General features: G+C 66.2%; 7 protein-coding genes and 3 pseudogenes. 4 read left to right on the forward strand and 6 right to left on the reverse strand.

Annotated elements, in window-relative coordinates:
* Window positions 1–40: 40 nt before the first annotated feature.
* The 5 genes from CK486_RS17025 to CK486_RS17045 all read right to left on the reverse strand — a co-directional run bounded on the left by CK486_RS17025 (window position 41) and on the right by CK486_RS17045 (window position 3,883).
* Entirely contained in the window at window positions 41–670 is a 630-nt protein-coding gene (locus tag CK486_RS17025; protein WP_095941496.1) for a chalcone isomerase family protein, read from the reverse strand.
* Window positions 671–750: 80 nt separating this feature from the next.
* On the reverse strand, window positions 751–1,272 hold the full coding sequence (locus CK486_RS17030) for a DUF3299 domain-containing protein (protein WP_095941497.1): 522 nt from the start codon (window positions 1,270–1,272) through the stop codon (window positions 751–753).
* Window positions 1,273–1,279: 7 nt separating this feature from the next.
* Window positions 1,280–2,542 carry an ABC transporter permease gene (locus CK486_RS17035; RefSeq protein ID WP_095941498.1) on the reverse strand — a complete coding sequence of 421 codons (1,263 nt, stop codon included), beginning with the start codon at window positions 2,540–2,542 and terminating at the stop codon, window positions 1,280–1,282.
* 1 nt (window position 2,543) lies between these two features.
* Window positions 2,544–3,248: an ABC transporter ATP-binding protein gene (locus tag CK486_RS17040; RefSeq protein WP_095941499.1), complete on the reverse strand. Its 705-nt coding sequence runs from the start codon at window positions 3,246–3,248 to the stop codon at window positions 2,544–2,546.
* A gap of 65 nt (window positions 3,249–3,313) precedes the next feature.
* Entirely contained in the window at window positions 3,314–3,883 is a 570-nt protein-coding gene (locus CK486_RS17045; protein ID WP_095941500.1) for a DUF2796 domain-containing protein, read from the reverse strand.
* A gap of 76 nt (window positions 3,884–3,959) precedes the next feature.
* On the opposite strand from CK486_RS17045, the gene CK486_RS17050 reads away from it, so the two are divergent.
* Window positions 3,960–4,331: a hypothetical protein gene (locus CK486_RS17050; RefSeq protein ID WP_095941502.1), complete on the forward strand. Its 372-nt coding sequence runs from the start codon at window positions 3,960–3,962 to the stop codon at window positions 4,329–4,331.
* Here the strand turns inward: CK486_RS17050 and CK486_RS17055 are convergent.
* Complete coding sequence (locus CK486_RS17055; RefSeq protein WP_095941501.1) at window positions 4,316–4,768, reverse strand: DUF2214 family protein; 453 nt, start codon at window positions 4,766–4,768, stop codon at window positions 4,316–4,318. The two genes, CK486_RS17050 and CK486_RS17055, sit on opposite strands and share 16 nt — an antisense overlap.
* 165 nt (window positions 4,769–4,933) lie before the next feature.
* Here CK486_RS17055 and CK486_RS17060 point away from each other — a divergent pair.
* The 3 pseudogenes from CK486_RS17060 to CK486_RS18370 form a co-directional block, all read left to right on the forward strand.
* Window positions 4,934–9,843 (forward strand): annotated as a pseudogene (locus CK486_RS17060) (alpha-2-macroglobulin).
* Window positions 9,844–10,036: 193 nt separating this feature from the next.
* A pseudogene (gene pbpC, locus CK486_RS17065) lies at window positions 10,037–11,326 on the forward strand (penicillin-binding protein 1C); the annotation flags it as partial.
* Window positions 11,327–11,350: 24 nt separating this feature from the next.
* Window positions 11,351–11,523: pseudogene (locus CK486_RS18370) on the forward strand (tryptophan synthase subunit beta); the annotation flags it as partial.

Here is an 11,523-nt window from a genome sequence, read left to right on the forward strand (position 1 = left end):
GACTGCGTCAGGGTAATTCTTGATCTGGCTCAACATCCGCTCAGTTGGTTGCCGCCATGGAACTTTTATTTTCGGCGCTGTCAAAGCGCGCGCTTGTTGGTGCCGCTCCGCCCAAGATGGAAGCTTTGAACTCGCGGCTGACCGGGCTCGGTCCGATCCATACCTTTAGTACTGCATCGTAAAGCCGTTTTCCAGGTATGCGGCCTTTATCCTGGCCGCTCATGATCAGGCGGGTACCCTGGCCCGGAAGGTAATCGAGGCTGCTGATATCACCTTTGTGCAGCGTGACGTTGCCATACAGCGCCATCAGTTGGTCGATCTGCGGCTGCAGCTGGCGCAGTTCGGCCTCGTCGAGATTGGTCGACAGCGCATCGCTCAGAGCTTCGGCGATCTTGCGGGCGCGCACGTCGCGGCGCATGACGAACTGCATGCGCTTGGCGCTGTCCTGGGTGATGATCTGCTGGCTGTTGTTGGCCGGCTGCTCGAGATAGAGCGCGCCGATATATACCGGCACCATGCCGAAGAAGTAACGGGTGGCGGCACCATTGAGCTGCAGGGCGGGCAGCTCCTGTCCGGCGCTCAGCTGTTCGGCAATTTCAATCTGATCAATGCTGCGGGCCTGCGCGAGCAATGGCAGCAGGCTGAGCAGGCAGAGGGTAAGCAGGCGCATGGGAGGCTCCTTGTTTTTATTGGAGCGCTCAGCCTCGCTGTCGTGATGGGCTCTGTCAGCTCACCCAAAGTGGGGTGTGATCACTCGGTCATCTCGTAGGCGTAGATCTTCTCGGCGGCCATGCGGTAGCCCGCCTCGGCCAGCTCGCTGCTGGCCGCCTCGACCTTGAGCGGCCCTTCGATCCAGAACGGCTGGTAGAGGTCATCCAGTTGCACGCCCAGCTCCGAGGTGACGTAGACGATCTGGTTCGAGGGTGGTGGCGGCACATGGATGCAGGCGCCGTAGTAGGGCACCAGAAGGAACTCGATGACGCGGTTCTCGTCGCTGACATTCAGCGGCACGATGTAGCCCGGCAGCTTCACCTGCTGGCCGTCCAGTGCCTTGACCACCGGCGCGGCGGGCGACTGCTGGGTCATTGCCGGGCCGCTTTCGCTGGCCAGTGCGTCGGCCAGTTGTGACAGGTCATGCACTGGCGCCGGGGGGGCAGCGGCAATGGGAGGGGCGTCTGCCGGCACCATCTCCATCCAGGTCAGTTCACGAACCTCTGCCGCACTTAGCGGCAGGCTCAGACTCAACAGCACAGCAAAGAGAAAACGTGGCATGACCACCTCAGAGTCGGATCGACAGTCCGTCACTGAGCGATTGCCGGTAGGCGCGCAGTGCCGGGATCACGCCCATCAACAGGGCGGCGGCCAGAATAGCGCCGAGTAGCTGCCACTCATAGAGGCTGGGGGCGGCCATTGGCAGATCTAGCCCGTATTGCGTGCGCAGCCAGCCGCGACTCGCTGCAATGCCGGCATACAGCAGGGCCAGGCCGAGCCCGACGCCGGCGGCAGCCAGGCTGAAGGCTTCGAGTATCAGCAGGCTGCCGATGTGCCAGGGACGGGCACCGACCGAGCGCAGAATGGCCATTTCCCGGCGCCGTTCGTTGAGGCTGGTGAGAATGGCCGTGAGCATGCCGATCAGCCCGGTCAGCACCACGAACAGCGACACCACGAACAGAGCTTTTTCGGCCGTGCCCATCAGGCTCCACAGTTCCTGCAGGGCCACGCCGGGGAGGATGGCCAGCAAGGGTTCGCCGCGGAATTCGTTGATTTCCCGCTGCAGACTGAAGGTGGCGATCTTGCTGTTCAGGCCCAGAAGCATGGCCGTGATCGCTTTGGGTTGCAGATCCAGAGCACGGGCCTGTTCGGCGTTCACCTTGGCGGCACCGCGGGCGGGCATGCCGTTCTGCCAGTCGACATGCAGGGCCTCCATGCCCGCCAGAGAAATATGCAGCGTGCGGTCCACCGGCGTGCCGGTGCGGGCGAGAATGCCGCTCACGGTGAAGGGTTTGTCATCGTGCTTGACCAGGCTGACCGTGCTGACGCCGTGAGCCAGGACAATCTGCTGACCGATCTTGTAGTTGAGGGCATCGGCTACTTCGGCGCCCAGCACCACCTCGAACAGGTCGTTGAAGGGTTTGCCTTCGGCGAATTGCAGCGTCTGACTGCGGCCGTACTGGTAATGCTCGAAATAGGCGCCGCTGGTGCCCAGCACCCGGTAGCCGCGGTGCGAATCGCCCAGTGACAGCGGGATGGTCCATTTCACGCGGGGATGGGTGGCGAAATGTTCGAAGCTGTCCCAGCGGATGTTGTTGGTGGCATTGCCGATGCGGAACACCGAGTACAGCAGCAGGTTCACGCTGCCGGAGCGGGCACCGACGATCAGGTCGCTGCCGCTGATGGTGCTGGCGAAGCTGGCGCGGGTTTCCGTACGGATGCGTTCCACCGCCAGCAGCAGGCAGACCGACAGGGCGATGGCGAATACCGTGAGCAGGGCGGTGAAGCGGCGGTTGTTGAGGCTGGTCAGGGCCAAACGCAGCAAGTACATCTCAGGTCTCCTGCGGCTGGGCGGCGCGGTTGAGTTCGGTCAGCGACAAGCTGCGGTCGAACAGTGGCGCCAGGCTCTGGTCATGGCTGACAAACAGCAGGCTGCTGCCGGCCTGGCGGCATTCGGCGAACAGCAGGCGGATGAAGGCCTCGCGCGAATCGGCATCCAGTGCCGAGGTCGGTTCGTCGGCGATCACCAACTCGGGCTGGCCGATCAGGGCGCGGGCTGCAGCGACCCGCTGCTGCTGACCAATCGACAGGGCATCGGCGCGGCGCTCCAGCAGCTCGGGCTTCAGACCCAGGTGCTCCAGCAGGGTCGCGGCCGCCTGATCAATACTGCCATGACGCTGGCGTGCACGACCGGCGCGTGCCTTGGAGAAGTGACAGGGCAGCTCGACGTTCTCGCGCACCGAAAGAAACGGCAGCAGGTTGAACTGCTGGAAGATGTAGCCGGTGTGATCAACGCGGAAACGATCGCGCGCGCCGGCACCGAGACTATCCAGCTCCGTACCTAGCAGGCGGATGCTGCCGCGGCCGGCCTTTTGCACGCCGCCCAGCAGGCCGAGCAGGGTGGTCTTGCCGCTCCCGCTGGGACCTTTGAGAAACAGGCTTTCCCCGGACTGCAGGGCAAAGTGCGGAATATCCAGCAGCTCGGCCTGGCCGGGCCAGGCAAAGCCGAGATCATGCAGTTCAAGCAGGGCAGTCATGGTGGCCTCGGGCAGGGCAGGTGCGGCGAATCTAGAGCCTCACAGGCGCGGCGACAAGCAGGGTTTTACAACGGCAGCAGGCTGTCACTGGCGGTGAGGGTCTTGCCGCTTTGCCCGGTGGTGCTGATCAGCTGCACCTGGAGCTTTTCCATGCCGGCAAACTGCTTGAAGAAGGCCGCCAGTGACAGGCTGTCCAGCGCTTGTGGGTTGGCACAGCTGAACTGGTAGTGCGCCTCGATATCGCTGTGCTCATGTTCATGCTCATGGGCGTGATCGGCTGACTCGGCCTCGAACAGCGGGCTGTGCAGCTCGCTGCTGGTGATCTGGCAGTTGGCGGCCGCGGGCAGGGTGAAGAGCTGCTGGGGCTGCTCCAGCAGACGTTTAACGCTGGCCAGCTTGGCGCGGTCGGCAGTGCTGTGGGCGGCGTGCTCGAAGCCCAGCAGGTTCATCGCTGGGCTGTCCAGCTCAAGCTCCAGACTGTTGCCTTCCAGGGCAATGTTCAGGCTGGCGCTGCCATGCTCGTGAGCGTCCAGGCTGGCGTGTTCATCATGGTCGTGCTCGTGTGCGTGTTCATTGGCGTGCGCTGGCGCGAAGGGCAGCAGGGCGAGAGGCAGGGTCAGCAGCAACAGGCGCATAATGAGGCTCCAGTAAATTAATATTGTTACGTTATAACAAATGTTCGGGGGCGCCAAGCCGGCGCGGGAGGATGGCATGCGCGTGCAGGGGCAGCTGGGTGACCTGGCGATTGATCTGCAGATCAGTCTGGAAGATGGGGAGTGGTCGCGTCTGGCCGAGTTGCTGCGTGGCGCGCTGCCTGCGGTGACGGAGGCTGCGCCTGTACCTTCTGCGACGCCGGCGGTCAGCCCTGCAGCGGATCGTCTGTGGCTGACTGCCTGCCAGTTGCTGCGTGAGGCTGGCGCCTGCGAGGGGCCGCAGTTGCTGGCCGATCTGCAGGCGCTGGCCGGCACTGCCGAGGCGGGCAAGCGACTGCTGGTGCGCTTGCGGCATAGCCCGCAGGTGCGGGTCGAGCAGCGTGAGGAGGTGCCCTGGTACAGCTGGCTCGGCGATCAGCCTGCGCCGTAACCGCGCGCCAGCAGGCTGGCCAGCACCGGCAGGCTGGCGAGCAGCAGCAGTTCAAGGCGGATCGTCCACAGCACCACTTGCAGGCGCCGAGGCGTGATCTCGGGGGCGGTTCCAGCCTGCAGTGCCGGGCGCAGATTGAGTGCGGTCAGCGTCGGCAGGATGGAGATCAGGCCGACCAGCAGGAACAGGCCGAGCTTGGCGTGAAACAGGCCGTTGTGCAGGTAGTAATCCAGGCCTTTGCCAAACCACAGCACGCGCAGGGCACCGGTAGCCAGCACCAGACCGGCGGCCAAGCCGTAGCCGATATCCAGCAGGATCAGCCGTCGTGCCCGTGGCGCATCGAGCGGCAGGCAGAACTCGCGGTGCTCCAGTACCAGGAGGCAGAACAGCAGCAGAAAACTCAGGGTATGCAGGCTGGCGAGCAGGGCCTGGGACATGGCGATATTCCGCGAACGCAAGGGGCGAGCAGACCCTAGCCCGCGCCCGGCCATTCGTCCAGATCGACGGCTGACCGCGAGCAAAGCGTGAGCGCTGCACTCCTCGCAACCTGACCGCTCGGTTATAGTGCGCGTTCTCTGCTTCCCTCCTCTCCGGAGCCTGCCATGCCGAACAAAGGACTGCTTCTGGCGCTGGTGCTGAGTCTGCTCAGTGCCTGTGATTCATCCACCCCCGAGACTGCCGCCAAGGCGTCGGCCGAGTCTGCGGCGAGTGCTGCCGTTGCCGTTCCCACGGCCGAGCAGCGTGCCGCGCTGGCCGAGCGCTATAAAGGGCGCGAGCTGAGCGTCATCGACGTTTCCGAGGTGCAGCTCGACGGTGCCAGTACCCTGGCCGTGACCTTCAGCGTGCCGCTGGACGCCGAGCAGGATTTCGCCAGCCGCCTGCACCTGGTCGATACCGTCGACGGCAAGGTCGATGGTGCCTGGGAGCTTGCCAGCAATGGCATGGAGCTGCGGCTGCGTCATCTGGAGCCGCAGCGCAAACTGGTGCTGACCGTGGATGCCGGCCTGCGTGCAATCAACGGTCAGGCGCTGGCCGAGGAGTACGTGGCCCGTCTGGAGACCCGCGACCTGCAGGCCACCGTCGGCTTTGCCAGCCGCGGCTCGCTGCTGCCGACCCACCTGGCCGAAGGCCTGCCGGTGATTGCGCTGAACGTCGACGCGGTGAATGTCGAATTCTTCCGCATCAAGGATGACGCGCTGCCGGGGTTTCTCAGCCAGTGGGGGCGTTCCAGCAGCCTGGACACCTGGGAGGCGCGCGAGCTGCTGCCGATGGCTGAGCTGGTCTATGGTGGCCGCTTCGACCTGAGACCACCGCGCAACACCCGCGAGACCCTGCTGCTGCCGATTGCCGGGCTCAAGCCGCTGCAGCAACCCGGCGTCTACCTGGCAGTGATGCGCCAGGCCGGTACCTACAACTACTCGCAGCCGGCGACCCTGTTCACCCTCAGTGATATCGGCCTGTCCGCCCACCGCTATCGCCAGCAGCTAGACGTGTTCACCCAGGCGCTGGCCGGTGGTGCCGCGCAGAGTGATGTGCAGCTCGACCTGCTGGACAGCGACGGGCGCATTCTGGCCTCGGCCACCACCGACGATGCCGGCCATGCCGAACTGCCGCTGGTGGACAAGGCCGACGTGCTGCTGGCGCGCAAGGACAACGACACCAGCCTGCTGCGCCTCAATGCTCCGGCGCTGGATCTGGCCGAGTTCGATCTCGCCGGACCGGTCGCCAATCCGCTGCAGTTCTTCGTCTTCGGGCCGCGCGATCTCTATCGCCCCGGTGAAACGGTGCTGCTCAATGCCCTGCTGCGCGACGCTGATGGCCGTGCGGTCAAGCCGCAGCCGGTGAGTGTCGAGGTGCGCCGGCCCGATGAACAGGTGGCCCGGCGTTTTGTCTGGCAGCCGGGCACTGACGGGCTGTACCAGTACCAGCTGCAGCTGGCCGAGAATGCGCCGACCGGCCGCTGGCAGCTGTTGCTGGACCTGGGCGACGGTCGTCAGGACCTCTATGAGTTCCTCGTCGAGGACTTCCTTCCCGAGCGCCTCGCGCTGGAACTCAAGGGCAGCGAACAGCCGCTGGATACCAGCGAAGACCCCAGCTTCAGCGTCAACGGTCGTTACCTCTACGGCGCGCCGGCTTCCGGCAACCGCCTGACCAGCCAACTCTATGTGCGCCCGCTGCGCGAGGCGGTGCCGAGCCTGCCGGGCTATCAGTTCGGCTCGGTGACCGAGGAAGAGCTGAATCAGGATATGGAGCTCGACGAGATCACCCTGGATGCCGACGGCGAGGGCGTGCTCAGCCCGGAGAACCGCTGGGCCGAGGCGCGCTCGCCGCTCAAGCTGATTCTGCAGGCCAGCCTGCAGGAGTCAGGCGGCCGTCCGGTCACCCGGCGCATCGTCCAGCCGGTATGGCCGGCACCCCGCCTGCCGGGTGTGCGCGCGCTGTTCGAGGGCGAGGAAGTCGGCGACAACGGCATGGCTGAATTCGAGGTGCTGCTGGCCGATCCCGAGGGCCACAAGCTGGCGGTCGAGGGGCTCAAGGTGCGCCTGGTGCGCGAGCGCCGCGACTACTTCTGGAGCTTCTCCGAGTCCGAGGGCTGGAGCTATCACTTCAACGAGAAGTACCTCAACCTCAGCGAGGAAAGCTCGACCTGAGCGAGGGCAAGACCGCCAAGGTCAGCTTCCCGGTGGAGTGGGGCCCGTACCGCATCGAGGTGGAAGATCCGCAGACCGGTCTGGTCAGCAGTCAGCGCTTCTGGGCCGGCTACAGCTGGCAGGACAACACCGAGGGCGGCGCCGTGCGTCCGGATCAGGTCAAGCTGGCGCTGGACAAGCCGGCGTACGCTGCCGGCAGTACCGCCAGGGTGACGGTGACACCGCCGGCGGCCGGCAATGGCTACCTGCTGGTCGAGTCCAGCGATGGCCCGCTGTGGTGGCAGGACATCGAAGTGCCAGCCGAGGGCAAGACCTTCGAGATTCCGGTGGACGAGGCCTGGGCCCGTCACGATCTGTATGTCAGCGCGCTGGTGATCCGTCCCGGTGAGCGCAAGGCCAACGTCACGCCCAAGCGTGCGGTCGGCCTGCTGCACCTGCCGCTGGAGCGGGCGCCCCGACAACTGGCCGTGCAGCTGACGGCTCCTGAGAAGATGCGTCCGAACCAGACCCTCAAGGTCAAGGTGCAGGCCAGCCGTGCCGGGGGCGAGCTGCCCAAGCAGGTACAGGTGCTGGTGGCGGCGGTGGACGTCGGCATTCTCAATATCACCGAGTACGCAACGCCCGATCCCTTTGCCGCCTTCTTCGGCCGCAAGGGCTACGGTGCCGACCAGTTGGACGTCTATGGCCAACTGATCGAAGCCGGTCAGGGCCGTCTGGCCAGTCTGGCCTTCGGTGGTGACGCGGCGCTGGCCGGCGGTGGCAAGCGGCCGGATACCAGCGTGCTGATCGTGGCCAAGCAGAGTGCGCCGGTCACCCTCAATGCCCAGGGCGAAGGTGAGGTCAGTCTGGATATCCCCGACTTCAACGGTGAGTTGCGCCTGATGGCGCAGGCCTGGAGCGACGACAGCTACGGCAAGGGCGAGGCCAAGACGGTGGTTGCCGCGCCGCTGGTGGCCGAACTGTCGGCACCGCGCTTCCTCGCCGGCGGTGACGAAACCGCGCTGGCGCTGGACCTGACCAACCTCTCCGGTGCGCCGCAGAAGCTGGATGTGCAACTGGCGGCCAGCGGTCAGCTGCAACTGCGCGAGGCGGCCAGCAGCGTGCCGCTGCAACTGGCGCAGGGCCAGCGCATCACGCTGCCGATTGCCGTGCGTGCGGTCGGCGGCCTGGGCACCGGCCAGCTCAGCGTCAGGGTCAATGGTCTGGATCTGCCCGGCGAGCAGCTGTCGCCGTTCAGCCGGCAGTGGCAGATCGGCGTGCGCCCGGCCTACCCGGCGCAGCTCAAGCAGTTCCGCGCGGTGCTCAAGGGCGACAGCTGGACCCTGCCGGACAGCGCCCTCAGCCAGTACGACCCCGATGGCCTGCAGGGGTTGCTGAGCCTGTCGAGCAAGCCGCCGCTGAACCTCGCCGAGCAGATCAGCGAACTCAAGGCTTATCCCTATGGTTGCCTGGAGCAGACCACCAGCGGCCTGTATCCGTCGCTGTATGCCGATGCCGCCAGCCTCAAGCGTCTTGGCATCAAGGGCGAAAGCGATCAGGAGCGGCGCAGCAAGCTGGAGCTGGGTATCGAGCGCCTGCTCGGCATGCAGCGCTACAACGGCAGCTTCGGCCTGTGGGGCAGTGACAGCGACGAGGAATACTGGCTGACGGCCTATGTCACCGACTTCCTGCTGCGTGCCCGCGAGCAGGGCTACAGCGTGCCGGACGAGGCGCTGAAAAAGGCCAGCGAGCGCCTGTTGCGCTACCTGCAGGATCGCCAGTTGATCGACGTGTACTACAGCGAAGACAGCGAGCACATGCGCTTTGCCGTGCAGGCCTACGCCGGCTATGTGCTGGCGCGCAGTCAGCAGGCTCCGCTGGGCAGCCTGCGCGCACTGGCCGAACGGCAGAGCGAGGCCCGTAGTGGCCTGCCGCTGGCGCACCTGGCGGTGGCCCTGCAACTGATGGGCGATCAGCCGCGCGCCGATACCCTGCTGCAGGCCGCGCTCAGCCATGAGTTCAAGGCCGACCGCTACTACTGGTACGGCGATTACGGCAGCCGTCTGCGCGATGACGCCCTGATCTATGCCCTGCTGGAGGAGCATGACCTGGCCAAGGCGCAGCGCGACAGCTGGCTGTTCCGCCTGTCCGATGACCTGGCCGGCAACGAGTACCTGTCGACCCAGGAACGCAATGCCGTGTTCCTCGCCGGCCGGCGCCTGCTCAACCAGCCGGAAGGTGACTGGCAGGCCGAGCTGAAGGCTGGCGGTCTGGTACAGGCACTCAACCGCGAGCAGCCGACCCTGAAGCTGGAAGGCGCCAGCCTGCAGGCGCCGCTGTCGGTGCAGAGTCTCGGCAGCGAGACGCTCTACCAGCAGTTCAGCTTGTCGGGCTATCCGCGTGAGCTGCCGCCGGCCAGTGGCGAGAACCTCAGCATCTTCCGCGAGTACCTCGGCATGGATGGCAAGCCGCTGGCGCTGGACAACCTCAACAGTGGCGAGCTTGTGCTGGTGCACCTGATCGTCGAGGCCAAGGAACGCGTACCGGATGCCCTGCTGGTGGACCTGCTGCCGGCCGGTCTGGAGCTGGAAAACCAGAACCTGGCGCAGAGCAGTGCCAGCCTCGGCGATGCCAGCAGCGCCGTGAAGGAGTGGCAGCAGTCCATGCAGAACGCGCGGATCAAGCATCAGGAATACCGCGGTGACCGCTATGTGGCCGCCGTGGATGTCAGCGGTTATGAGCCGACGCACCTGCTGTACCTGGCACGCGCCGTCACCCCGGGCCATTACCGGGTGCCGCCGCCTCTGGTCGAGTCGATGTACCGGCCGGGCTGGAAGGCTCTGGGCAGTGCGCCGCAGAGCCTGGTGGTAAAAGGGCGCTAGGTTTCAGGGCGTAATGCCGGGGCCCGTGATCGATTACTGCGATCACGGGCCCTCTGGTTTGTGGGGTTGAGTTGTGTCCATCGTGATTCGTCTGCGCCGCTGGTTGCTGGCCCCCCTGGTGGGGCTGGCGCTGTTGTGGCTGGCCGACGGGCTGTTCCCGCTGCCGTTGCCGCGGGCCGACGAGGCGCGGGTGGTGCTGGCCGAGGACGGTACGCCGCTGTGGCGCTTTGCAGATGCCGAGGGGGTATGGCGCTATCCGGTGACGCCGCAGGAGGTTTCGCCGCTGTATCTGGAGGCGCTGCTCACCTACGAGGATCGCTGGTTCTACCGGCACCCCGGAGTCAACCCGCTGGCACTGGGCCGGGCGCTGTGGCAGAACCTCTCCGGCGGCGAGGTGGTGTCCGGCGGCAGCACCCTGTCGATGCAGGTGGCGCGCCTGCTCGATCCGCATGCGCGCAGCGTGCCGGGCAAGCTGCGTCAGCTGTGGCGAACTCTGCAGCTGGAGTGGCACCTGTCCAAGGACGAGATACTCACCCTCTACCTCAACCGCGCACCCTTCGGCGGCACCTTGCAGGGCGTGGCGGCTGCCAGCTGGGCCTATCTGGGCAAGTCGCCGGCACAGCTGACGCCATCCGAGGCGGCACTGCTGGCGGTGCTGCCGCAGGCGCCCAGCCGGCTGCGTCCCGACCGTCATCCGCAGGCCGCGCAACGGGCCCGCGACAAGGTGCTGCGGCGCCTGCAGCAGTTTGGCGTGTGGGCGCCGACGCGGGTCAGCGAGGCGTTGCAGGAGCCGGTGCTGCTGGCCCCACGTCAGGAACCACGACTGGCGCCCCTGCTGGCGCGGCGGCTGAATACGCCAGACAGCCCGGCGCTGATCCGCACCACCCTGGACGCCAGTCTGCAGCGGCGGCTGGAAGACCTGCTGCTGGGCTGGCGTGCCCGTCTGCCGGAGCACACCTCGGCTGCGGTACTGGTGGTCGAGGCACAGAGCATGGCGGTGCGCGCCTACCTGGGCTCGGTGGATATCGGCGATGACAAGCGCTTCGGTCATGTCGACATGATCCAGTCGGTGCGCTCGCCGGGCTCGACGCTGAAACCCTTTCTCTATGGCATGACGCTGGATGCCGGGCTGATTCACTCCGAGTCGCTGCTGCAGGATGTGCCGCGCCGTTATGGCGACTACCGCCCCGGCAACTTTTCCGCCGGCTTCACCGGCCCGGTGTCGGCCAGCGAGGCGCTCGCCACCTCGCTCAACCTGCCGGCCGTGCAATTGCTGGAGGCCTACGGGCCCAAGCGCTTTGCCGGCGAGCTGCACGGTGCCGGTCTGCCGCTGCAGTTACCGGCTGGCGCGCAGCCCAACCTGGCGCTGATTCTCGGGGGCGCCGGTGTGCGCCTTGAGCAGTTGCTGGGGGCTTACGCGGCGTTAGGGCGCGAGGGCAAGGCGGCGCGGATTCGCCTGCAGCCGCAACAGCCGCTGATCGAGCAGCGACTGCTGTCGCCCGGTGCGGTCAACAACTGCATCGGCCAGATCCTGCTGGCCAAGCGCATGGGCAAGAAGCGCATCATGCCGCGACCGGCGCCGCATGCACGGCGTGGCCACCGCCACCGTGGCCGCGCGCTTCGGCATGCAGTGCGTGGTCTACATGGGCACCACCGACATCGACCGCCAGCAGGCCAACG

The sequence above is a fragment of the Pseudomonas sp. HAR-UPW-AIA-41 genome (assembly GCF_002304225.1).
Lineage (GTDB): Bacteria > Pseudomonadota > Gammaproteobacteria > Pseudomonadales > Pseudomonadaceae > Aquipseudomonas.

Bases quoted from the DNA above. Each gene is read 5' to 3' on its own strand.
- CK486_RS17040 (WP_095941499.1), bottom strand. From the start codon at position 3,248: ATGACTGCCCTGCTTGAACTGCATGATCTCGGCTTTGCCTGGCCCGGC.
- CK486_RS17035 (WP_095941498.1), bottom strand. From the start codon at position 2,542: ATGTACTTGCTGCGTTTGGCCCTGACCAGCCTCAACAACCGCCGCTTC.
- CK486_RS17055 (WP_095941501.1), bottom strand. From the start codon at position 4,768: ATGTCCCAGGCCCTGCTCGCCAGCCTGCATACCCTGAGTTTTCTGCTG.
- CK486_RS17050 (WP_095941502.1), top strand. From the start codon at position 3,960: ATGCGCGTGCAGGGGCAGCTGGGTGACCTGGCGATTGATCTGCAGATC.
- CK486_RS17045 (WP_095941500.1), bottom strand. From the start codon at position 3,883: ATGCGCCTGTTGCTGCTGACCCTGCCTCTCGCCCTGCTGCCCTTCGCG.
- CK486_RS17030 (WP_095941497.1), bottom strand. From the start codon at position 1,272: ATGCCACGTTTTCTCTTTGCTGTGCTGTTGAGTCTGAGCCTGCCGCTA.
- CK486_RS17025 (WP_095941496.1), bottom strand. From the start codon at position 670: ATGCGCCTGCTTACCCTCTGCCTGCTCAGCCTGCTGCCATTGCTCGCG.